The 22,920-nt window shown below is 67.0% G+C and carries 17 protein-coding genes, 1 tRNA gene and 1 pseudogene; 13 read left to right on the top strand and 6 right to left on the bottom strand.

Going from position 1 to position 22,920, the window contains the following annotated elements:
* Positions 1-54 precede the first annotated feature (54 nt).
* The 8 genes from EH231_RS22205 (at position 55) to EH231_RS22170 (ending at position 11,739) form a co-directional block, all read left to right on the top strand.
* On the top strand, positions 55-1,083 hold the full coding sequence (locus EH231_RS22205) for a YlbL family protein (RefSeq protein WP_164480980.1): 1,029 nt from the start codon (positions 55-57) through the stop codon (positions 1,081-1,083).
* Positions 1,084-1,179: 96 nt separating this feature from the next.
* Positions 1,180-4,191, top strand: coding sequence for a UPF0182 family protein (locus EH231_RS22200; protein WP_090432853.1), 3,012 nt, complete (start codon positions 1,180-1,182; stop codon positions 4,189-4,191).
* Between the two features lie 154 nt (positions 4,192-4,345).
* A complete protein-coding gene (locus EH231_RS22195) occupies positions 4,346-4,885 on the top strand; it encodes a WXG100 family type VII secretion target (protein WP_241177789.1) in 540 nt (179 codons plus the stop codon).
* A gap of 25 nt (positions 4,886-4,910) precedes the next feature.
* Positions 4,911-6,086 (top strand): WXG100 family type VII secretion target, encoded by a 1,176-nt coding sequence (locus tag EH231_RS22190; protein ID WP_090432855.1) that lies wholly within the window; start codon positions 4,911-4,913, stop codon positions 6,084-6,086.
* A complete protein-coding gene (locus EH231_RS22185) occupies positions 6,083-6,613 on the top strand; it encodes a hypothetical protein (RefSeq protein WP_124713343.1) in 531 nt (176 codons plus the stop codon). The genes EH231_RS22190 and EH231_RS22185 overlap by 4 nt, the downstream gene beginning before the upstream one ends.
* 47 nt (positions 6,614-6,660) lie before the next feature.
* Positions 6,661-10,080: an ATP-binding protein gene (locus EH231_RS22180; RefSeq protein ID WP_241177788.1), complete on the top strand. Its 3,420-nt coding sequence runs from the start codon at positions 6,661-6,663 to the stop codon at positions 10,078-10,080.
* Positions 10,081-10,183: 103 nt separating this feature from the next.
* Positions 10,184-11,578, top strand: coding sequence for an FAD-binding oxidoreductase (locus EH231_RS22175; protein ID WP_124713342.1), 1,395 nt, complete (start codon positions 10,184-10,186; stop codon positions 11,576-11,578).
* A gap of 84 nt (positions 11,579-11,662) precedes the next feature.
* Positions 11,663-11,739 (top strand) — tRNA-Met (locus EH231_RS22170).
* A 71-nt stretch (positions 11,740-11,810) separates the two neighbouring features.
* Here the strand turns inward: EH231_RS22170 and EH231_RS22165 are convergent.
* Positions 11,811-12,566, bottom strand: coding sequence for a DUF3298 domain-containing protein (locus EH231_RS22165; protein WP_090432861.1), 756 nt, complete (start codon positions 12,564-12,566; stop codon positions 11,811-11,813).
* A gap of 52 nt (positions 12,567-12,618) precedes the next feature.
* Positions 12,619-13,050 (bottom strand): hypothetical protein, encoded by a 432-nt coding sequence (locus tag EH231_RS22160; RefSeq protein ID WP_090432862.1) that lies wholly within the window; start codon positions 13,048-13,050, stop codon positions 12,619-12,621.
* Positions 13,051-13,344: 294 nt separating this feature from the next.
* Here EH231_RS22160 and EH231_RS22155 point away from each other — a divergent pair, with 294 nt between their 5' ends.
* From EH231_RS22155 to EH231_RS22145, 3 genes are all read left to right on the top strand, one after another.
* The gene (locus tag EH231_RS22155; RefSeq protein WP_090432863.1) at positions 13,345-14,790 is read left to right on the top strand and encodes a DHA2 family efflux MFS transporter permease subunit; all 1,446 of its coding nucleotides are present in this window, start codon (positions 13,345-13,347) and stop codon (positions 14,788-14,790) included.
* Positions 14,791-14,902: 112 nt separating this feature from the next.
* A complete protein-coding gene (locus EH231_RS22150; protein ID WP_044516894.1) occupies positions 14,903-15,196 on the top strand; it encodes a hypothetical protein in 294 nt (97 codons plus the stop codon).
* 58 nt (positions 15,197-15,254) lie between these two features.
* Positions 15,255-16,001, top strand: coding sequence for an SDR family oxidoreductase (locus tag EH231_RS22145; protein WP_090432865.1), 747 nt, complete (start codon positions 15,255-15,257; stop codon positions 15,999-16,001).
* 69 nt (positions 16,002-16,070) lie between these two features.
* Here the strand turns inward: EH231_RS22145 and EH231_RS22140 are convergent, their stop codons facing one another.
* Positions 16,071-16,220: a hypothetical protein gene (locus tag EH231_RS22140; RefSeq protein WP_019348586.1), complete on the bottom strand. Its 150-nt coding sequence runs from the start codon at positions 16,218-16,220 to the stop codon at positions 16,071-16,073.
* Between the two features lie 237 nt (positions 16,221-16,457).
* Between EH231_RS22140 and EH231_RS22135 the strand changes: the two genes are divergently transcribed.
* Entirely contained in the window at positions 16,458-17,951 is a 1,494-nt protein-coding gene (locus EH231_RS22135; protein ID WP_090432867.1) for a PucR family transcriptional regulator, read from the top strand.
* On the opposite strand, the gene EH231_RS22130 is transcribed toward EH231_RS22135, so the two are convergent.
* The 3 genes and pseudogenes from EH231_RS22130 to EH231_RS22120 form a co-directional block, all read right to left on the bottom strand.
* Positions 17,911-19,077, bottom strand: coding sequence for a CaiB/BaiF CoA transferase family protein (locus EH231_RS22130; RefSeq protein ID WP_124713341.1), 1,167 nt, complete (start codon positions 19,075-19,077; stop codon positions 17,911-17,913). The genes EH231_RS22135 and EH231_RS22130 overlap by 41 nt on opposite strands.
* A pseudogene (locus EH231_RS22125) lies at positions 19,074-19,334 on the bottom strand (aldehyde dehydrogenase family protein); the annotation flags it as partial. The gene EH231_RS22130 and the pseudogene EH231_RS22125, both read right to left, overlap by 4 nt.
* A 103-nt stretch (positions 19,335-19,437) precedes the next feature.
* Positions 19,438-20,646 carry an acyl-CoA dehydrogenase family protein gene (locus tag EH231_RS22120; protein ID WP_124713340.1) on the bottom strand — a complete coding sequence of 403 codons (1,209 nt, stop codon included), beginning with the start codon at positions 20,644-20,646 and terminating at the stop codon, positions 19,438-19,440.
* A gap of 208 nt (positions 20,647-20,854) precedes the next feature.
* On the opposite strand from EH231_RS22120, the gene EH231_RS22115 reads away from it, so the two are divergent.
* Complete coding sequence (locus tag EH231_RS22115; RefSeq protein ID WP_124713339.1) at positions 20,855-22,918, top strand: acyltransferase family protein; 2,064 nt, start codon at positions 20,855-20,857, stop codon at positions 22,916-22,918.
* Positions 22,919-22,920 lie beyond the last annotated feature (2 nt).

Raw genomic sequence — 22,920 nt, 5'->3', positions numbered from 1 at the left:
GCTGCGGGTCACGCTGTGGGTGAACACGACGGCGAAGGCTTTACTGTGGGCGGCGTGAACAGGCGGATTTTGACGCTACTGGTTGCGCTGGTGCCGATCGTGGCGTTCGGCGTGCTGCTGTCGGTGGTGACGGTGCCCTTCGTCTCGTTGGGGCCCGGTCCGACCTTCAACACCCTCGGCGAGGTCGAGGGCAAGCAGGTGGTCGACATCGAAGGACTGGACGCTCACGTGCACCCCACCACGGGGCATCTGAACATGACCACGGTGTCGCAGCGTGACGGCCTCACCCTGGGCCAGGCGATGGCGCTGTGGATGTCGGGCCGTGAGCAGCTGGTTCCGCGCGACCTGGTGTACCCGCCGGACAAGTCCAAGAACGAGATCGACGAGGCCAACAACTCCGATTTCAAGAAGTCCGAGGACAGTGCGGCGTACGCGGCTCTGTCCTTCCTGAAGTACCCGGTGGCGGTGACCGTGCAGAGTGTCACCGATCCCGGTCCTTCGGCGGGCAAGCTGCATGACGGCGACGCGATCGACGGGGTGAACGGCACCCCGGTGGCCAACCTCGACGAGTTCCAGGCGATCTTGAAGAAGACCAAGCCCGGTGACCAGCTGGTGATCGACTTCCGTCGCAAGAATGCGCCGCCCGGGGTCGCGACCATCACACTCGGCGACAATCCCGACCGGGACTACGGGTTCCTGGGTGTGGGTGTGCTCGATGCCCCGTGGGCGCCGTTCGACATCGACTTCAACCTGGCCAACATCGGTGGCCCGTCGGCTGGGCTGATGTTCAGCCTGGCGGTCGTCGACAAGCTGACCACCGGTGACCTCAACGACGGCAAGTTCATCGCCGGCACAGGAACCATCACCGGTGACGGCAAGGTCGGGTCCATCGGCGGCATCACGCACAAGATGCTGGCCGCCAAAGAGGCCGGGGCGACCGTGTTCCTGGTGCCCGCCGACAACTGCACCGAGGCGCGCTCGGAACCCCAGGACGGCATGGATCTGGTGAGGGTCGACACGCTGACTCAGGCGGTCGACGCGTTGCACACGATTTCTGCCGGTGGCGAACCACCTCGTTGCTAGACCGCACGCGGCCCGCGGATGGCTAGAGTTGTAGAAAATCGGGCGGCCCCGCCGGGCATGTCACGAGTCCACCGAGGCTGAAACGGGAGTTCACGAGTGGGGATGCGGCCCGCGGCGAGGATGCCGAAGCTGACACGGCGTAGCCGGGTACTGATCGGGCTGGCACTGGTGGCGGTGCTGGCGCTGTTGATCGGACCTCGGGTGGTCGACGGGTACGTCGACTGGTTGTGGTTCGGCGAGCTGGGGTACCGCTCGGTGTTCACCACTGTGCTGGCCACCAGGCTCATCGTGTTCCTGGTGGTGGGGCTGCTCATCGGCGTGGTGGTGTTCGCCGGGCTGGCGCTGGCCTACCGCAGCCGTCCGGTGTTCGTCCCGACCGCAGGCCCGAACGATCCGGTGGCGCGTTACCGCACCACGGTGCTGGCCCGGTTGCGGCTGTTCGGGATCGGGGTGCCGGTGTTCATCGGCCTGCTGGCCGGGGTGATCGCGCAGAGCTACTGGGTGCGGGTGCAGTTGTTCCTGCACGGCAGCGATTTCGGGATCGCCGATCCCCAGTTCGGCCGGGATCTGGGCTTCTACGCGTTCGACCTGCCGTTCTATCGGCTGGTGCTGACGTACCTGTTCGTCGCGACGTTCCTGGCGTTCGTCGCGAATCTGCTGGGGCACTACGTGTTCGGCGGGATCCGCCTGACCGGTCGCAGTGGAGCGCTGAGCCGTGCCGCGCGCATCCAGCTGATCAGCCTGGTCGGCTTCCTGATCCTGCTCAAGGCATTCGCGTACTGGATGGACCGCTACGAGCTGCTGAGCAATACCCGCGCCGGCAAGCCCTTCACCGGTGCCGGCTACACCGACATCAACGCCGTGCTGCCGGCCAAGCTGATCCTGTTGGCCATCGCGCTGATCTGCGCGGTGGCGGTGTTCTCGGCGATCGTGCTGCGCGACTTGCGGATTCCCGCCATCGGTGTGGTGCTGCTGCTGCTGAGCTCGATGGTGGTGGGTGCCGGGTGGCCGCTGATCGTCGAGCAGTTCAGCGTCAAGCCGAACGCCGCGCAGAAGGAAAGCGAGTACATCAGCCGAAGTATCACCGCGACCAGGCAGGCCTACGGGCTCACCAACGACACGGTGACGTACCGCAATTACGAGAGCAACGGTCAGACGACGGCCGCGCAGGTGGCGGCGGACCGGGCGACCACGTCCAACATCCGGCTGCTGGATCCGACGATCGTCAGCCCGGCATTCACCCAGTTCCAGCAGGGCAAGAACTTCTACTTCTTCCCGGATCAGCTGGCCATCGACCGCTATGCCGGACCTGATGGCGGTCTGCGCGACTTCGTGGTCGCCGCACGTGAACTCAACCCGGACCGGTTGATCGAGAACCAGCGCGACTGGATCAACCGGCACACCGTCTACACCCACGGCAACGGATTCATCGCGTCCCCGGCCAACACGGTGCGCGGTATCGCCAACGACCCCAACCAGAACGGCGGTTACCCCGAGTTCCTCGCCAGCGTCGTCGGCGCCAACGGCAAGGTGGTCTCACCCGGACCGGCGCCGTTGGACCAGCCCCGGGTCTACTTCGGTCCGGTGATCGCCGATACCTCGGCCGACTACGCGATCGTCGGCAAGAACGGTGACGTCGACCGCGAGTACGACTACGAAACCAACACCGACACCAAGAACTACACGTACTCGGGCACCGGCGGTGTGTCGATCGGCAACTGGCTGGCCCGGACGGTGTTCGCGGCCAAGTTCGCCGAGCGGAACTTCCTGCTGTCCAACGTCATCGGTGAGAACAGCAAGATCCTGTTCAACCGCGATCCGGCCGAGCGGGTGGAAGCGGTGGCGCCGTGGCTGACCACCGACACCAGCGTGTACCCGGCGATCGTCAACAAGCGCATGGTCTGGATCGTCGACGGCTACACCACGTTGGACAACTACCCGTACTCGGAGCTGACCACACTGTCGAGTGCGACGGCCGATTCCAACGAGGTCGCGGTCAACCGGCTGGCTCCGGACAAGCAGGTGTCCTACATCCGCAACTCGGTCAAGGCCACCGTCGACGCCTATGACGGCACCGTGACGCTGTACGCCCAGGACGAGCAGGATCCGGTGCTCAAGGCCTGGATGAGCGTGTTCCCGGGCACCGTCAAACCGAAGGCGGACATCTCCCCGGAGTTGCAGTCGCACCTGCGTTACCCCGAGGATCTGTTCAAGGTGCAGCGGTCCCTGCTGACCAAGTACCACGTCGACGATCCGGTGAAGTTCTTCACCAACGCCGATTTCTGGAACGTGCCGCTGGATCCCAACCCGACGGCAAGCAGCTATCAGCCGCCGTTCTACATCGTCGCCAAGGACCTTGTGAACAACGATGGTTCACCGTCGTTCCAGTTGACGAGCGCGCTGAACTGGCTGCAGCGCGAGTTCCTGGCCGCCTACGTCAGTGCCAGCTCGGATCCGTCGACCTACGGCAAGATCACCGTGCTGACCATTCCGGGTGAGGTCAAGGGCCCGAAACAGGCCTTCAACGCCATCAGTACCGACACGGCCGTGACACAGGACCTCGGTGTGATCGGACGCGACAACCTGAACCGGATCCGTTGGGGCAACCTGTTGACCCTGCCGGTGGCCGATGGCGGATTGCTCTATGTGGCACCGGTTTACGCATCGCCGGGCACCAGCGACGCGGCGTCGACCTACCCGCGGTTGATCCGGGTGGCCATGCTCTACGGCGACAAGGTCGGCTACGGCCCGACCGTCAGTGACGCCCTCACCGAACTGTTCGGGCCGGGGGCCGGCGCCACCGCCACCAATGTGGCTCCCACCGACGGTAAGCCGCAGGCTGCCGCGGGCACTCCGGAAGCGCCGCCGGCCGCCCAGCCGCCGGCCAATGCCGATGGTCAGGCGCCGCAGGTCGCTGCGCCGCCGGCCGCGGCGGTCCCGCCGGGTGAGTCTGTGCAGCTGTCTCCGGCCAAGGCCGGCGCGCTCAAGGAGGTCGAGTCGGCGCTGTCTGCGGCGCAGGATGCGCAGCGCAGCGGTGACTTCGGCAAGTACGGAGAGGCGTTGCAGCGCTTGAACGACGCGATGAACAAGTTCAACTCGTCTAAGTAGCTCTCCACTTCACCGCGAACAGACGCATAGGTACCCCAGATCTCGGGATTTCGGGTACCTACGCGTCTTCTCGTGGTAGCCGCCGCGCCGAATATTGGTGCGTCGCCGGGCCCGTCCGGCGGGTGACAATGGACCGGTATTCGGCGGATGACGGGTGGATGAGGAGTCGCTGGTGGCGGTGACGATCTCGCAAGTGCTGGGCAGCCATCCCGAGCAACTGGTGTCAGCCGCCGGTGACGTGGCCTCGGCGGCGGGTGACATCGACAATCAGATCGCTCGCGAGCGCATGCAGTTGACCAGGTTGGCGTCGGACTGGCGTGGCACCGCGTCCGACACCGCACAGGGCCACGCCAACGAGATGTTCGGCGATCAGGAGATCTACCGCGACAGGCTCAAGTCGCTGCACACAGCGATGTCGTCCGGTGGTCAGGAGCTCGGCGGCATCCGCAGCCGGGTGTCGGATCTGGTGTCGAGTCCGGAGGCGGACCTGTTCGACATCTCCGACGACGGCCGGGTCTCGCTGGGATGGCGGCTGAAGGCCCTGGTGGCGCTCTACCCGGTACTGGCGCTGAAGTGGGGGATGCGGCGGCTGGCGTTGCAGACGGCCATTCAGACCGCGTTGGCCGAATTCGACGCGGCCGACAAGTCGACGGCCAACAAGATGGACCGGATCAACAAGGGGCTCGTGAAATGAAGCCCCGGGACGCCGGCTGCGTGAAATGAGTGACGCCACGCTGTACGTCGATGAACAGACGATGCGCGATACGGCGTCCACCTTCGACAGTGCGGGTCATGACGTCAGCGGCAATCGCGGCGGCTCGGCCATTTCCGGTGCGGCCGGGGCGATGCCGTCGCTGGCGGTCGGGGCGGCCTGCGGGAAGATCGGCTCCACACTCACCGAACAGGCGAAGTTACTCGGCGGCGATGTGACGGTGTACGCGCAGAAACTGCGGGTGGCCGCCGACCGTTACGAGCGCGGCGACGACGAGGCGGCCGAACGCATCGATTTCACCGGCACGGCCGAGTTACCCGATCTCGGCGAGCATCCGCCGGTCAGTGAGTATGAGAGAGCGTTGCGAGATGCCGGGCTCCTCACCGGACCGGTGGTGCCGGGTTCGAAATACGCTCAGTGGCTGGAGAATGCGTCCAAGCACGGGGTCGATCCGCAGACCATGGTCGACATCGCCCGCCAGCAGAACATCACCCCGCAATCGTTCGACGTGCTCAACGGACTGCAGGAAGTCAAGGACAAGGACGGCAAGTCGTTCTTCATCCTGCCGCCCGGTACCAGCAAGGAGGACGCGAAGAAGGCGGTGGTGATGACCTACATCCTCAACGCCGGCACCGACTACGACGCCGCCGAGGCCGGTGCGGACGGGAAGCTGGGCACCGCCGACGACGTGCACAACGATTTCGAGGAAACGCCCTACTCGGCATCCGAGGTGCAGCGCATCATCGACCGACAGAACGCGAACTCGTGGAGCTATGACCAGATTTTCGACAAGGGCGGCGGCGGATCGTTGGCCACGACACCCAACGGCATGCTGATGGGGCTGGGTGGGCCGGTGATGGACAAGATCGGCGTCCACGGTGGGACGACTTACGGCGATGTGTTCGTGATGAACATCGACGGCTCCAAGGATCCGGCAGACCAGCTGAGCAAGATCATCCAATCGGGGGCCAACTGGGGACAAGATAACAGCGGTGTGCCGTTCCAGAGCACCCTCGACCTCGACCGCTTGTTGCACCACGAGGAGCGCCATTCCGAACAGTGGGCCCAGAAGGGATTCGCCTGGATGGCAAGGGATTACGGGCTGGGTGCGATCATCGAACAGAAGACCGGCATCAACCCGCTGGAACGCGATGCCGGCTTGTCCGACGGGGGTTATTCGTGAGGTCCTGGCTGGCCGTGCTGTTGACGCTGCTGGTGGCGGCGGGGCTCACCGCTTGCCGGACCGGGGACCGCCCGTGGTCGGATGCGCCGTTCGCCGCCCCGATGCGGCCGGCGTTCGGTGCCCGGGTCACCGACGGCAAGCTGGAGATCTGGATGCCGCCGGGCTGCGGCGGGGTGCGGTCGCTGGAGGTCGGGTTTGGATTTGGCCCGAAGCTCGTTTTGACCGATACCTCCGGTACGGCGACTCTCGACCGGTTCACCGTCGGTGGACCCTATCCGGGTCTGACCGTGACGGAAGCGCCGCCGCCTGACTTCGATTGGCGCACAGAAGAATATTTGTTCCTCAATGTGCAGTCCACGCCCGGGGGGTATCCCGCTACCGCTCGGACGGCCGAGGTCGTCGCCGGATCGAACAGTCACCCGGCCGACACCTTCTTCTTCGAAGGCGTCGGTTGGCTCGACCCCGCGGGCGTCGCCGAGAAAGAAGGCAAGGAGTTCGCAGGGGTTTGTACGCCGCAAAAGAAGTGAGTGGCGTCTGCTCGCCGGTTTGCGGTGCCGACAATTAAGCTGCGTCGGTGCACTTTCGTTTGCTCGGGCCGCTGCAGGTGGTGCACGCCGGTGCGACCGTGGATGTCGGCGGACCCAAGCAGCGCACGGTCTTGGCACTGCTGTTGTTGGCGCGCGGCCGGGTCGTCTCGGTCGACCGGCTGATCGACGCGGTGTGGGGTGACGAGCCGCCGGCCAGCGCTACTGCGAGCCTTCAGGTGTACATCTCCAACCTGCGCAGGGCCCTGCGGGACGGTTCGCCGGTGGCCTCGCCGATCGTGCGTCAACCGCCCGGTTACTACCTCGATGTGCCCGCCGCCGACGCCGTCGACGTCACGGTGTTCGCCGCCGGCTGTGCGAGGGCCGCGGCGGCCGTGGGCCGGGCATGCTGGACAGAAGCGCTGACAGTTGCCGATGAGACGTTGGCGCTGTGGCGAGGGGATTTGCTGAGCGACCTGGGGGATCAGGACTGGGTCACCCAGGAGGCGGCCCGTGTGCGGGAGTTGCGCACCGAATGTCTCGACCATCGGATCACGGCCCTACTGGCGCTGGGACAGGTACCGACGGCCGTGTCCGCGGTAGCCGAACTGCGTTCGGCCGAACCGTTCTCCGATCGCGGCGTGTGGCTTCACATGTTGGCGCAATACCGGTCGGGCCGGGCTTCGGAGGCGTTGGAGATCTACGCCGGCTATGCCCGGCTGCTCGACGAGGACCTGGGTCTGACGCCGGGGGTCGAGCTTCGGGAACTGCAGACCGCGATCCTGCGTCAGGCACCGGAACTCGCGGCGTGGCCCCGCTCCCCGGAGTGGTCCGGCGCCGGCGAGGTGTCCACCCCGGAGATGTCTGCGGTCCAGGCTTCGGTCCCGGACGCCGGCAGGGCCGTGCTGATCGGGCGCGATCGCGAATTGAACTTCGCTGCAGAGCTTCTCGCCGAAGTGCAGGCGGGGGAGACGCGGTGGCTCGTGCTGTCCGGTCCGCCGGGGATCGGCAAGACCCGCCTGGCCGAGGAGATCGACCATCGGTTCTACGGCGAAGCGGTCTGGGTGAGTTGCCCCGACGAGCAGGCGACCCCACCGTGGTGGCCCATGCGCCAACTCGTCCGGGGGCTGGGTGGTGATGCCGACGAGGTGCTCGAGGTGCCGGCGGACGCCGACCCCGACACCGCGCGGTTCCGGGTCTACGAACGGGTGCAGACCCTGCTGGAGTCGGCGCGCCGGCCGCTCATGGTCGTGATCGACGATGTGCAGTGGGCGGATTCGACATCGGCGGCCTGCCTGGCGTACATCGCGGGCGCGCTGTGGGGTCATCCGGTTGCCGTGGTTCTCACGGTCCGTGACGGTGAACACATCACCGACGTCGCGCGCCTGCTAGCGACGGTAGCCCGCGGTGCCGGCAACCGGCAACTGACGCTGTCTGCGTTGTCGTCCGAAGATGTTGCGGTACTGGCCAATCAGATTGCCGAGGATTTCGTCGACGACACCGAGGCGGGAGTCCTCGCAGAACGCACCGGGGGCAACCCCTTCTTCGTCTCCGAATACGCCCGGCTTCCTCGCTCCGAACGCGGCGAGATCCCGGTTGCGGTGAAGTCGGTGCTGGACCGCCGGCTGGCCGGATTGGGACCTGAGGTGCTGGGGTTGATGCGGGTGGCCGCGGTGATCGGTGACACCATCGACGCCGACGCAGTGCCCGTGCTTGCACAGGTGGCCGGTCTCGACTTCGACAGCCTCGCCGACCATCTCGACGTGGCGGCCGACGAGCGGATCGTGGTCAGCGCGCACGCCGGTGACGGTTATGCGTTCGCCCACGGGCTGCTGCGTGACCACCTTCTCGCCGGCCTACCGGCGATGCGCCGCCAGCGTCTGCACCTGCAGGTGGCGGACGCGTTGGCTGACAGCGCATCCGAGGAGGCGGTGACCCGGCGCGCCCAGCATCTGGTGGCCGCCCAACCGCTGGCCGATCCGCAGGAGGTGGTGGCGGCGTGCCGGCTGGCCGCTGAGCAGGCCACCCAACGGTGGAGTTCGGATATCGCGGCGCGGTGGTGGCAGGCGGCACTCGATGCCTACAACCGGTTGCCGGGTTCCGTGCGCCACGATGCCGAACGAGATGGGTTGACGGTGGCCATGCTCGATGCGCATTCGCGTGCGGGCCGGGGACGCTTGGTGCTCGGTGCCGTCGAGCGAAACCTGGCTGATGCGTTGCGCAGCGAGCGGGCCGATACCGCCGGTAGGGTGGCCAGCGCGCTACTGCGGGCCAGTGGGGGATGGCCTTGGCTGGCGCCCGGGGAGGATCCGGGTCCGCTGTTGTCCTTGTTGGAGCAGGCCGCGACGATGGCGTCCGCTCACCCGGCGGCCGGCGCGCGGGTGCTGGCGGCGCTGGCCGTCGGACGCTGCTATCACCCGGATCCCGCGCTGGCCGCCGGCTATCTGCGGAGGGCCGACCAGTTGGCCGACAGTACAGGTGACCCCGATGTCATCGCTGACACCCTGATGGGAAGGCTCATCACCTATTCCGGTGTGGCCGAGTTCAGTACCGCGACCTTCGGCTGGATCGATCGCCTGAATTCTCTGCAGCACAGCAGGTCCCGTGAGGATGCCGTCATCGCCCACTCGGTCGCGACGATGGCGGCCTTCAACTTGGGTGACATCGACCTGACGGAGCGGCATCTGCGCGCGGGGATCGCGGGGAGTGAGGAGCTGCAACTTCCCGTGCTCCGCGCCCAATTACGTTGGATGCAGGCGGTGTTGGCGATCTGGCGGGGGGACTTCGCCGAGGCGCGAGCGCACCACGCCATCGCGGCGCGCGTGCACGAGCAGACCGAACTCTACGGCGCCGGAAGCGGTCTGCTGGCCGAGGTGACTTTGCTGCACGAGACGGGTGGGCCGGTCGGGGCGGGTCTGACCGCCACGCAGGCCGACATCGACAGCGGGGGGCAGGGGATGGAGGCGTTGGTGCACACCGTCCTGCTCACGGCCGTCGAGGGCTCGATGGCCGAGGCTGTCGCGCGTCTTGACGAGTGGCGTGCGGAGCTCGGCCGGGGACAGGTGTGGACCGGATTGGGGCAGGCCGCGTGGATGGCGCATCTTGCCGCCGACTACAGGTTGGTCGACCACGTGGGCGACCTGTTGGCGGTGCTGGAGCCGTTCGTCGACCGTGTCGCTGTGCTCGGGCAGGTCGGGCATGCCGGGCCGGTGGCGTTGGCCACCGCCCGGTTGCACGCGCTCCGGGGCGATCGGGAGCGGGCCCTGGTGGATCTGGCCCTGGCCGAGGACATCGCCGATCGCACCGGGGCCAAGCCCACGAAACTGTGGTGTGCGCTGTTGCGGTGTCGGCTCGATCTCGAGGTCGACACAGACGGCCCGGCACCGCGCGCGGCGGCGCACAGGCTGGCCGCCGACGCCAGGGCGCTGGGAATGCTGGGCCTGGCAGCCCTGGCGCAGCAGCTCGTCTGACCTGCGGCTTGTCGCCTTCTTGAACTGGCCGCCAAGTAGATGCCAAGTGGTCCCGGTGATGCTGTGCGCCGAGAATTCGCACAACTTTGCCGAGAGGACCCCGATGACCCTGACCGACCTTCCACACGAGGGCCTGGACGACGCGCTGGAGGGGCTGCGTGCCCACGTCGCCGCCCCCGTCGCTCTGCCGGGAGAGGCCGGCTACGAGCGCGCCACCCCGTGGAATGTGGCGGCCACCGTGGAGCCCGCCGCGGTGGTGCTGGCGACATCCGCCTACGACATCGCCAACACCGTGGGCTTCGCCGCCGCCCGGGGATACCGCGTGAGCGTCCAGGCCACCGGCCACGGTGCCCTGTCCGTCGCCTCCGACACGATCCTGGTGCTGACCTCCGGCATGACCGACGTCACCGTGGATCCGGTGGCCCGCACCGCGCGGGTGGCGGCCGGGGCGACGTGGCAGCACGTGCTCGACGCTGCGGCGCCGCACGGACTGGCCGGGCTGTGTGGATCCTCGCCTCGGGTCGGCGTCGTGGGATTCCTGACCGGTGCAGGGATCGGGCCGCTGGTGCGCAGTGTGGGGTTGTCGTCGGACTACGTGCGGTCCTTCGAGTTGGTCACCGGCGCGGGGGAGTTGCTGCGCGCCACCCCGGAGGAGAACGCCGAGCTGTTCTGGGGACTGCGCGGCGGCAAAGCGACGCTGGGCATCGTCACCGCTGTGGAGATCGAATTGCTGCCGATCCCTGAGTTCTACGGCGGTGCGGTGTATTTCGACGGTGCGGATGCCGCAGTGGTACTGCGTGAGTGGGCCCGCTGGTGTGCCGATCTGCCCGAGTCGATCTCGACTTCGATCGCGCTGCTGCAGCTTCCGCCGCTGCCCGGAATTCCGGAGCCGCTGGCCGGCCGGTTCACCGTCGCGGTGCGCTATGCCGCCATCGGTGACTTCGCCGAAGCTGAACGCGTTTTGGCGCCGATGCGTGCGGTCGCCACCCCGGTGCTCGACACCGTCGCGGTGATGCCTTATGCCGCAATCGGTGCGGTACATGCCGATCCGGTCGACCCGATGCCGATCTACGAACACCACACGCTGTTGCGGGAATTGACCCCGCAGACGGTGGAGGTGCTGCTGGATGCGGCCGGCCCGGATTCGGGCTCGGTGCAGACGATCGTCGAAGTCCGGATGCTCGGTGGGGCACTGGAGCGTGAGGCGCAACACCGCAGCGCGTTCTGCCACCGCGACGCCGCCTTCTCGGTGGCCGTTATCGGGGTTCTGGCGCCCCCGGTCGCCGAGCTTGTGGTGCCGCAGGCCGGCGCGCTCATCGTGGCGCTGTCGCAATGGTCCAGCGGCGGTCAGATCGCCAACTTCGCTCCCTCCGAGGACCCGGGGCGGGCCGTGCGGGTCTACGACGAGGAAACCCGGCACTGGCTCGCCGCGCTGGCCGAGCGGCACGATCCGGCAGGGGTGTTCCGGTGCGGTCAGGTGGTGCGTCTCGTGCGCTGATTTTCGGTCGTTTTCGGGCCAGAAACCTCTCTGAGCACCCGATTTGGAGCTGTACGTAAGACCCCGGTAACCTTGTATTCGCAACGCGGGGTGGAGCAGCTCGGTAGCTCGCTGGGCTCATAACCCAGAGGTCGCAGGTTCGAATCCTGTCCCCGCTACCAAGAGGAAATGGCCCTCGGAGGAAACTCCGGGGGCCATTTTCATTCACATCGAGGGCTGGTTCGGGGCCGGCTCACTTCGTGAGTTTTTCCCGCATCCCAGGCGCGAGAACGCCGGTAAGAGTGTCCCAGCTCACCGTGACCGGGTAGTAGTCGCCGAGCACGTGGGCGACCGGGATGTAGACGACCAGTCCGTCGTCGTCGGGCAGCCAGTTGGCGAGCTGATCCGCAACCGGTTCGGGCGCAGACTGGTTGGCCAGCTTCTCGTCGGTCGCCATCGCGGACTTGACCCCATCGACCAGCGCGGTCAACCCGGCGGTCTGGTCGGCGAACAGGTCGGTGATCATGATCGGTTCGGCGGTGTGGGCATCGATCACCGTGGTCGCGACGGCGTTGAACGGATGCGCCGCGTGGTCGACGAAGATGTTGAGCAGCAGCACACCGGCCACCGCACCGGTGCCGATGTGGCTCACCTCGCTGCGGTCGTCCTCGTTGAGCACCCCGGGCGCGACGGTCACCGGGACGTTGTCGTCGGTGGGCTTGAGGTAGTCGTCGAGGGCGGCACGCATCCCGGCGTTGAACTTGTCGCGGACCGTGGCGTCCCCGCCTTTCAGTTGGGGAAGCTCCGCCTTGTAGGTGACCGTTCCCGCGGTGCCGTCGAGGGATTCGACGAAACCAGCGAACGGCGTGGCGTCGGCGGTCGCAGTTGCGCTCATGGTCGTCGTCTGCCCGGGCTCGGCATTGTCTGACGCGCATGCCGTCCCCATGCTGGACATCGACACGATGATCGCTGCCGCCGCCAGCCTGCGTACCACCGGTGTGTCGCTCATTTTGCGACCCTAGCCCCCGGCGGGCCCAGGGGAATGCCGATTGGCGCGTCCGTCAGAAGCGCTCTCGCAGTGGACGGTCGGCCGGGGTGCTGCGATAGATGCCGCGGTCGATGGGGCTCGTGATCGCGATCGGCCTGTCCCGGCAGGCATTCGCGGTGTCGATGATGATGTCGCGCAACAGCTGTCGGCGATTCTTGACCGCGCACGAGGCTGGTATGCCGAGAAACCACCGGTCGATGTAGGAACCGAGCCTGCGTACGCCGTCGGGCTGGTCGTCGTACACCATCTGCAAGGTCAGGTAGTCACCGGCGTGGCCCCGTGGCTTGGTGCAGGAGCGGTCGACCAGGGTGCTCAACCCCAGGTATGGGTAAGTCTCCCGGTGGACAAAGGCGCCCATCTCGTCGGCGTCAGGAGAGCCGGCCTGCGAGTGGACGCGGATCTGCTCGGACAGGGCGTCACAGGCGGTGGTAACTCGGGTCTGCACTTCATCGCTGCCTTGAAACGCGCTGCGGTGAGGGTGAGGGTATGTGGCATCCCATTGGCGGACAGCGGGAATGAAGGGACGGTGCTGCCGAGGTTCGGTGCCGCGTCGGTGATGGTCATTGCCTGATGCTCTCGGCTCGCCGTCGCGTCGTATGTAGTAATGCACTACTCCAATTTCTGCCGACGTCAATTTCCGGCGGGGCGACGACGGCGAAAACTGGTTTCCCTGACGCGGGGTGTCCCACCTACCCTGGGTGGCTGCGCAGTCGATGCTCGGGGGAGCAAGGGGAGTGAAATGATGACGGGCCCGAGCACAGGGGAGATCGCGGCGCGGCCGCGTACCCAGTCGAGCGCGAACGTCATCATCGGGCTGCTGGTCGGTTCGGCGTTCGTGATGATCCTGAACGAGACGATCATGAGCGTCGCGCTGCCCGCCCTGATCGTCGATCTGGACATTTCGGCGAGCACGGCGCAATGGCTGACCAGTGGCTTCCTGTTGACGATGGCTGTCGTCATCCCGATGTCCGGTTCGCTGTTGCAGCGCTTCCCGGTGCGGAGCATCTACCTGGCGTCGATGACGTTGTTCTGCACCGGCACGCTGGTGGCCGCGCTGGCGCCGGGGTTCGCGGTTCTGCTGGCGGGACGGATCGTGCAGGCGTGCGGTACCGCCGTGATGATGCCGCTGCTGATGACGACGGTCATGACGTTGATCCCCGCCGAGCGGCGCGGGCAGATGATGGGCACGATCTCGATCGTCATCGCCGTCGCCCCGGCGATCGGGCCGACCCTGTCCGGGTTCATTCTGCGCTCGCTCGACTGGCGGTGGATGTTCTGGATCGTGCTGCCCATCGCACTGGTGGCGCTCAGCGCCGGTCTCGCCTGGCTGCGGGTCGACGATGAGCGGCAGGAGCCGACGCCGATCGATCCCGTCTCGGTACCGTTGTCGGCTATTGCGTTCGCGGGCTTGGTGTTCGGGCTGTCGCTGATGGGCGAATCCGCCCACGGCCGGCAGGGGATACCCGCGTGGGTGCCGATGGCGATCGGCGCGGTGGCGATGGCCCTGTTCGGCGCGCGGCAGATACAGCTGCAGCGGCGCGACCGCGCGTTCCTCGACCTTCGGCCGTTCACCTATCGGCGGTTCTCGGTGTCGCTTGGCCTGGTGGTCCTCGGCTTCATGGGGCTGTTCGGCGCCATCATCATGGTGCCGCTGTATGTGCAGGACGTGCTGGGGCAGAGCGCGTTGGTCGCCGGATTGACGAGCTTGCCGGGCGGACTTCTGATGGGCGTGGCGGGTCCACTGGTCGGCCGGGCCTACGACCGGCACGGCGCCAGGGTGCTGGTTGTGCCCGGGTCGTTGATGCTGTGCGTGGCGCTGTGGGGATTCACCACGCTGTCGGCGGTGTCGCCGGTCTGGGAGCTGGTTGTCCTGCAGACGATCATGATGGTGGGGTTGTCGATGATGTTCACCCCGTTGATGACTGACGCGCTCAGCGTTCTGCCCGACCGGCTCTATTCACATGGCAGCGCCATCCTCACGACACTGCAACAGGTCGGGGGCGCGGCCGGTACGGCCCTGTTCGTGACGGTCATGACCAAGGCGTCGCAATCAGGCGGGGCCCCTGATCTGCCCGGTGTGCATGCGGCATTCATGGCCGCGGCGGTGATCAGCGTGATTGCCGTGGCCACGGCGTTCTTCACCGCGCCGCGCCCGAGTCCCGCGGGCGGTTCCCCGACGCACTGAGGCCCGAGTCCTGATGGAGTAGCGCACTACGCGTGCGTGGGGCGGTGACCGCGGATGACAGTGGGAGGGCCCATCGACCAGGGGGCATCGGCACTCGACGCAGGAGTTCAACATGAGCTGGAGATGGACGGGTAATCACGGGGACGCACCGTCGGCGGCGGCCGCGGCCACCGCATCGGGAGCAGGCCCCGGTGAGGCGATATTCGAGGTCAATGACGGCGGGACCGTCGGCCTATACATATTCGACAACCACACCGGCACCGGCGGCCGTGCGTGGAACTGGACCGGCAACCACGCCGATGCCCCGTCGGCGGTGGCGGCTGCCAACGCTGCCGGCGCCGGCCCCGGTGAGGCGGTCTACGCGGTGAACGACGGTGGCACGGTAGGTCTTTACCTGCTCCGCTGAACTCCCTCGCCTCGGCGCAACCGGCGATCCCGGATGCGCCGAGGCGAGGTCGGGCACAATCGAACCCGTGCAGAAAGTCGTGATCATCACGGGCGCGGGCAGTGGCATCGGCCGCGCGACGGCCCGCGTTCTGTTGGATGCGGGGCATCGGGTGGTGCTGGTGGGTCGCCGGTCCGAACCGCTGGTGTCTGTTGCCGACGGGAACCCGAACGCCCGTGTTGTCCCGACGGATGTCACGGATTCCGCCTCGGTGCAGGCGCTGTTCGTCGATGTGGTCGCCGCGTTCGGGCGCGTCGATGTGCTGTTCAACAACGCGGGTGTGTTCGGTCCGTCGGCGTCGATCCTCGACATCGACGACCAGCAGTGGCACTCCACGTGGCGCACCAACGTCGACGGCGCGGTGTTCTGCGCCAGGGAAGCCGCGCGCGTCATGGCCGCCCAGTCACCCAGGGGCGGGCGGATCATCAACAACGGATCGATCTCCGCGCACCGGCCTCGCCCCAACAGCCTGGCCTACACCGTCACCAAACACGCGATGAGCGGGTTGACCGCGTCGATGTTGTTGGACCTACGCGATCTCGACATCTGCGTCACGCAGATCGATATCGGCAATGCCGCCACGGACATGACCGCCGGATTCAGTCACCAGACCTTGCAGGCCGACGGAAGTCTGGCGGCCGAGCCGACGTTCGACGTCGAGCATGTGGCCCGCGCCGTAGCGCATCTCGTCGACCTGCCGCTGGAGGTGTCGGTCCCGTCGCTGACCGTGATGGCCCGGGCCATGCCGTACTTCGGCCGCGGCTGACGGTTCCCCGTCAAAAGCAACAGAGCCGGGGCCCTCGGGCCTCCGGCTCTGTAAAGCGGAATCGGTGCTTCAGTGCTGTGCGTCCTGAAGCTCGTACCGCTGGACCACTGCGATCAACTCTTCGCGAACCGAAGAGTTGGGCAGTTCGTTGATCCGCGCGTAGAGGCGGCGCCGCATGTTGGCCCGCTTCTGGTTTGCACGGAACTGTGCGAACGACATACTTCTCACTCCTCAAAAGTGCCCCGGATCACGGGTACTCGTTGTTTCGACATCCACATCGGGGATCGCCCGAAGAAGTGGACACCTCCATGCTCCCGGTCGGCGGTGATTAAAACCAATTCTTAGAGTGTGAGTTTCGCTACAGCTCAACCTCATTCGCCGCCGGCAAGTGCTCGCCGTCACAATTCCCTACCGGGGTGACACCGGTGATCGCCGAAATGGAGTAAGACTGCTTCTGTGGCGATCACCGTGCGGGACCTGGCCGAGGTCGACAGCCTCGGCCTTGTCGTGGTGGCCGGGGCGCGGAACGCCGACCGCGAGATCGCCTGGGCGCATGCGATCGAACTGCCGGATCCGACCCCGTATCTGGCCGGTGGTGAGCTGGTCATGACCACGGGTATCAACATCGGTACCGACGCCGCCGCGCAATCCGCCTACGTTGCGCGCCTGGCCGCGGCCGGGACGGTCGCCCTGGCCGTCGACACGGGCACCACGATCGCCGATGTCCCCGCTGCCGTGCGCGCTGCCGGCGACGAATTCGGACTGCCGGTGCTCGAGGTGCCGGCCTCGACGCCGTTCATCGCGATCGCGCGGGTGGTGATCGATGCGCTCAAGGCCGACGAACTGCGCTCGGTGCAACGCGTGGTCGACGCCCAGGAGGTACTGGCCCGGGCGACGCTGCGGGGCGGCATCCCGGGAGTGGTCGGCGCGCTGGCGGATTCTCTGTCGGCGACGGTCGTCGTGGTCGACACCGACGGCACCGTGTTGGCCGCCGGGGGAGGTGAGCGGGAGAGGTTGATCGCCGTGCTGGGCGAGCAGTCCCCGCCCTCGCGCCGGCATGGTGCCCACGTCACCGTCGACGGGGACTCCTATGTCACGATCCAGAACCTTCGGGCCGCCCAGCCGGTTCGCGGTCGGCTTGCGGTGCGCACACCTGGCCCGATGTCCAACGCCGACCGCCTGTTGGTCGCTCACGCGGTGTCACTCATCTCGATCGCGATCGAGAAGCCGGCCCGGGTGGTCGATGCCGAGCAACTGTTGCGAACGGCGGTGACGCGCGAGCTGCTCACCGGCTCAGGCGCTGTCGACGGTGCGGTGTTGCGCTACTTCGGTTTTGAGCCGGACGGTGACGTTGTGGTGGCGTCGTTCACCGGAGCGGGGCCGGTGTTGGCGGCCGAGCACGTCCTGGGCCGTGTGCTGACAGCTTTTCTGATGGCGCCGAGGGGCGAGGAGATCGTGATCGTGGTTCCGGCAGGCGGGAGCCGGGGCCGTATCCGCACCGTTGTCGAGGAGCTCGAGCGGCAGACGGGTATCGCGGTCGGCGGCGGCATGAGCCGGCCGGTCCGTCTGGATGATCTGGATACCGCGGTCGAGCAGGCCCGCATTGCGGCGCATTCCAGCACTGGGCGATTCAGCGAGTTCGGTGAACTCAGTCCGATGGGCGTGCTGCTCGAGGGGCGCAGCGGCGCCGAACTGCGCGTGCTGGCAGCGCCATTGGATGCACTCGCGGGTGGGGATGAGTTGATCCCCACCCTGGCCGCGTTCCTCGCGCGCAACGGTCAGATGGAGGCCGCGGCCGCCGAGCTGGCGGTCCACCGCCACACCATGCGAAACCGGATGCGACGCATCTCCGCGTTGTTGGGCGACGACCTGGAATCGGCCGATACCCGGGCGCAGCTGTGGTTGGCCCTCAAGGCCTGGCAGCTGCTGGCGTCTCGCCGGCCGGGGTGAGGCCACTGACGTCCACCTGGTCGGCGCCCAGTGCGGGCGGCCCGCTGCGGTAGGTGACCGGAGTCGCCGACAGCGTGATCGGGTTGGCCACCTGGGGTGTGGACGTCCCGGGCACCGGGACGGTCGCCTCGATCCCGAGCTCGCCGGCGAACGCGAACGCTTCGGAAAGGTCGTTGATCGGCCCGGCCGGGACGCTCGCGGCGGTCAACACCGAGTACCAGTGATCGGCCCCGTTCTTCTTCATCGCGGTTTCGATGATGGCGCACAACGCATCCCGGTGGGCGACCCGCTGTGGGTTGGTGCCGAACCGGGGATCGTCGGCCAGCGCCGGCTCACCGATGGCGGTGGCGAAGGCCCGGAACTGTTTGTCGTTGCCGACGGCGACCGCGATCGGACGGTCGGCGGTGTCGAACGTCTGGTACGGCGCGATGCTCGGATGTCGATTGCCCATCATCTGCGGGACCGTACCGGCACCGAGATACCCGGACGCCTGGTTCACCATGGAGGACAACAACACCGAGAACAGATTGGTGTCGACGCGCTGCCCGGCGCCGGTGCGGTCGCGGTGCGCCAGCGCCGCCAGGATCCCGCTCAGCGCGTGCAGGCCGGCGAGCACATCGACCATCGCCACCCCGGCCTTGGTCGGATCGCCCGGTTCGGTGCCGGTGACGCTCATCAACCCGCCGACCGCCTGCACCAGCAGGTCGTAGCCCGGCAGCTCGGCACCGCCGCCGCGGCCGAATCCGGTGATCGAGCAGTAGATGAGATCGGGACGGATCGCGCGCAGGTCCTCGTAGCCCAGTCCCAGTTTCTCCATGGTCCCCGGCCGGAAGTTCTCGACCACGATGTCGGCGCGGCTGACCAACTCGCGGGCACGGGCGACGTCGCCGGGATCGGTGAGATCGAGCACCAGAGAACGCTTGTTGCGGTTGACGGCGTTGAAATACGTTGCCACGCCGTCCGCGTCATACGGCGGTCCCCACTCGCGGGTGTCGTCCCCGACGCCGGGCCGCTCAATCTTGATGACGTCGGCCCCGAAGTCGCCGAGCATCATGGTGGCGTACGGGCCGGCCAGTACGCGGCTGAAGTCGATGACGGTGATTCCGTCGAGCGCACCGGCGTTCATGCTCTCGCCTGCCCGCCGCGCAGGTACACCGTGGTGGTGTGGGTGAAGAATTCCCTGGCAGCGCCGCCCTGTTCCTTGGGGCCCAGCCCGCTCTTCTTGGCGCCGCCGAATGGCACGTGCGGATCGGCGCCTGCCGACTCGGAGTTCACGTGCAGCACGCCCACGTCGATCTGCTCGACGGCCCGCCGGGCGGCCAGGACCGGGCCGAACAGCTCCTCGGTCCATACGTCGGCCGGTTCCCCGTTGAGTTCGACGATGTCCGCTGTGCTCAGCAGCACCGTGCCGGGTTCACGCTCAGTAGCGCGTCGCCGGTGCCGGGCACCCATCGCCCGCCGATCAGGTGCTCGATGGCGACGGTCATCAGCGGAAGGCGGCCTGGCCGGTCAGTGCCTTGCCGATGGACAGTAGATGCATCTCGGAGGTGCCTTCGTAGGTGAGCACGGATTCGAGGTTGTTGGCGTGGCGCAGTGGTGAGTATTCGAGGGTGATTCCGCTGCCGCCCAACAGGGTCCGGCATTCGCGCGCGATGGCCAGGGCTTCGCGGACGTTGTTGAGCTTGCCCAGGCTGATCTGCTCGGGCCGAGCGCCGTCGGCATCCTTGATCCGGCCCAGGTGGATGGCCAGCAGCATTCCCTTACCGAGTTCGACAGTCATGTTGGCCAGCTTCTCCTGGGTGAGCTGGTAGCTGGTCAACGGCTTGTCGAACACCTCACGCGAACCCGCGTAGTCGATCGCGGTCTCCAGGCTGTCGCGGGCCGCACCCAGGGCACCGAACACGATGCCGAACCGGGCCTCGTTCAGGCACGACAGCGGAGCCGACAATCCCTGGGCCAAAGGCAGTTGCGCCGAGGCCGGCAGCCGCACGTTGTCCAGCACGAGCTCGGAGGTCACCGAGGCCCGGAGGGACAGCTTGCGATGGATCTCGTTGGCGGTGAATCCAGGGGTGTCGGTGGGCACCACAAAGCCCCGGGTGCCGTCATCGGTCTGGGCCCAGACCGTGGCCACATCGGCGAGGTTGCCGTTGGTGATCCACATCTTGGTGCCGTTGAGCACCCAGTCCGCGTTTTCTCCGGCGCCGTCGCGGCGGGCCCGGGTGCGCATGCCGGCGGGGTTGGAGCCGAAGTCGGGCTCGGTCAGGCCAAAGCAGCCGATCGCCTCCCCGGCCGCCAGCCGGGGCAGCCACTGGTTCTTCTGTTCCTCAGATCCGTACCGGTAGATCGAGAACATCGACAGCGAGCCCTGCACGGAGACAAAACTGCGGAACCCGCTGTCGCCGGCTTCCAGCTCCATACACGCCAGGCCGTAGCTCACAGCGTTGGTGCCCGCACACCCATAACCCTGCAGATGCATGCCCAACACCCCGAGCTTGCCGAACTCCCTGGCCAACTCTTTGGGCAACGTGGCCTCTTCGAACCACTCGCCGACGTTGGGTCGCAGCCGGGTGTCGACGAACTGCCGCACCGTCGCGGCGATGTCACGCTCGTCGTCATCGAGCAACCGATCAGTGTCGAACAGCTCCAGCGGCCGGTAAGTGGACTTCTTGGCAGCCGGTGCGGCGGTGGCGGTCATGAGTCAAGGCTAGATTTGCCGGGCAAATATGCCTATGGCCGGTTTGTACAACGGTGATGACAAAGCTGTCCGATAGGGCGGCCTGGGATGCCCGCCCACCGACCTTGACCACCTGTTCCGGTGGCCTATAGTCGGTGCGTTGAACGGCGTGCCCCAGGGTGAACTCGTCGTCAGTGACCGGCGAAGACAGCCCAGGGAAAGTTTGACCGTGCAGGTAATTGTTGACGATCCGGTTCGGGTCCCCGCCCTCCGGCGGCGGGTTCGTGATGACCTGATCGGATTGTGTGGCGTGGCCATCGTGCTGGTGGTGGTCTGCCATTTCTGGTTCGGACGGGCGTGCGGCGGCCTGGATGTCCTGCTGGTCCTGTCCGGCTTCTTCGTCGGCGGCCGCGTTCTTCGCCACATCGGTTCGGCGCGCCCGATGACCTTGGCCGCCGAGGCGGGACGGGCGGCGCGCTGGCTGGTGCCGCCGCTGGTTCTCGTGGTGGTCGTGAGTGCGGTGTTGACGGTGCTCGTCCAGCCGCAGACCCGGTGGGAGGCATTCGCGGATCAGACCCTGGCCAGCCTGGGCTTCTACCAGAATTGGCAGCTTCTCCAGTCGGCGGACGACTACGTGCAGGCCGGTGAGGCCGTGACCCCGCTCCATCACCTGTGGGCGATCTCGGCGCTGGGCCAGTTCGTGCTCGCGTTCTTCGTGCTTGCCGGCACGGTCATCGCGGTGACGGTCCGTCGGGGTCGTGGCGCGCGACGCACGATCCTGGTTGCCACGTCTGGTGTCGCGGCGGCGGCGTCGCTGTATTACGCGGTCACGACGCAGTCGGACAATCCGATGCTCGCCTACTACAGCACCGCCGCCCGGGCCTGGGAGGTATTGGTCGGAGTGCTGGCCGCGGCTCTCGTGGCCGGCCCGGTGGGGCGGCTCCGGTGGCCCGGCTGGTTGCGGGCCGGTGCGGCTGCGGCGGGGCTGGCGGCCATCCTGGTGTGCGGCGCCCTGACGGAACGGACCATGCAGTCTCCAGGCATCTGGACGTTGATTCCGGTAGCGGCCACCGTCCTGGTCATCGTCAGCGCGGCCCAGGGGACGTCGCCGAGGACGAACGAATTTCTGCGCAGCACCCCGCTGGTCACGATCGGGGCGGCGGCCTATCCGCTGTACCTGTGGCACTGGCCGCTGCTGATCTTCTGGTTGGCCACCATCAACGACGACGCCGTCGGCCTGGTCGACGGCGGAGTGGTCCTGCTGGTGGCGGTACTGCTGGCATTGCTCACCGCGCGGTGGGTCCAGCTGCCGTGGCGCCGGGAGACCGACGTGCGACTGGTCTCGAGTGCCGTGGTCGTTTTGGTCGTGATGGTGCTCGTGGCGACGTCGCTGATGTGGCAGGGCCAGGTCGTACTCGCCCGGGCCAGCGGCGCGGAACTTGGCATGCTGTCGATTCGCGACTATCCGGGCGCACAGGCGCTGATCGAGAATCGCCGGGTCGCCAAGCTACCGATGCGTCCGACTGTGTTGGAGGCCGATGACGACATCCCGCCGTCGTCGATCGACCACTGCGTCACGGGATTCACCGGTGCCGAGGTCATCACCTGCGTGTACGGAGATCCCAAGGGCACCCGCACGATTGCGCTGGCCGGCGGGTCGCATTCGGAGCACTGGCTGACCGCCCTGCATCAGATCGGGCGTCAACACGGCTTCAAGGTGACCACTTACATGAAGTTCGGCTGCCCCTTGACCACCAAACGCGTGCCGATCATCGCGGGATCCTTCGAGGCATACCCGTCGTGCCGGACCTGGTCGGACAACGCACTGGCACAGATCATCGCAGACCGGCCGGACTATGTGTTCTTCACCTCGACGCGACCGATCCTCAACAGGCCGGGCGACTACGTGCCCGACTACTACCTCGGGATCTGGGATGAGTTGTCCGCCAATAGAATTCCGATGCTCGGCATGCGTGACACGCCGTGGATGATCCGGGACGGATGGTTCTTCTCACCGGTGGACTGCCTGGCCAAGGGCGGCGATGCCGATTCCTGCGGGCTGCCGCGGGAAGACGCCCTGGCCCAGCGCAACCCGACCCTCGACTACCTGGCCGACTATCCGCTGATGAAGGTCCTCGACCTCAGCGACGCGGTGTGCCGGCCCACCATCTGCCGCGCTGTGGAGGGCAACGTGCTGGTCTACCACGATGCCCACCACCTGTCGGCGGCCTACGTGCGCACACTCACCACCGAGTTGGCGCGGCAGATGTCCGACGCCCTCGGATGGTGGTAGCC

The organism is Mycolicibacterium nivoides (assembly GCF_003855255.1).
Classification (GTDB): domain Bacteria; phylum Actinomycetota; class Actinomycetes; order Mycobacteriales; family Mycobacteriaceae; genus Mycobacterium; species Mycobacterium nivoides.
Note: the sequence above shows the minus strand (reverse complement) of the source record. Positions and strands in the feature narration are given on the sequence as shown.

Coding starts and splice junctions, on each gene's coding strand:
- EH231_RS22190 (WP_090432855.1), top strand. CDS start 4,911: ATGAGTGACGCCACGCTGTACGTCGATGAACAGACGATGCGCGATACG.
- EH231_RS22175 (WP_124713342.1), top strand. CDS start 10,184: ATGACCCTGACCGACCTTCCACACGAGGGCCTGGACGACGCGCTGGAG.
- EH231_RS22165 (WP_090432861.1), bottom strand. CDS start 12,566: ATGAGCGACACACCGGTGGTACGCAGGCTGGCGGCGGCAGCGATCATC.
- EH231_RS22155 (WP_090432863.1), top strand. CDS start 13,345: ATGATGACGGGCCCGAGCACAGGGGAGATCGCGGCGCGGCCGCGTACC.
- EH231_RS22150 (WP_044516894.1), top strand. CDS start 14,903: ATGAGCTGGAGATGGACGGGTAATCACGGGGACGCACCGTCGGCGGCG.
- EH231_RS22140 (WP_019348586.1), bottom strand. CDS start 16,220: ATGTCGTTCGCACAGTTCCGTGCAAACCAGAAGCGGGCCAACATGCGG.
- EH231_RS22130 (WP_124713341.1), bottom strand. CDS start 19,077: ATGAACGCCGGTGCGCTCGACGGAATCACCGTCATCGACTTCAGCCGC.
- EH231_RS22120 (WP_124713340.1), bottom strand. CDS start 20,646: ATGACCGCCACCGCCGCACCGGCTGCCAAGAAGTCCACTTACCGGCCG.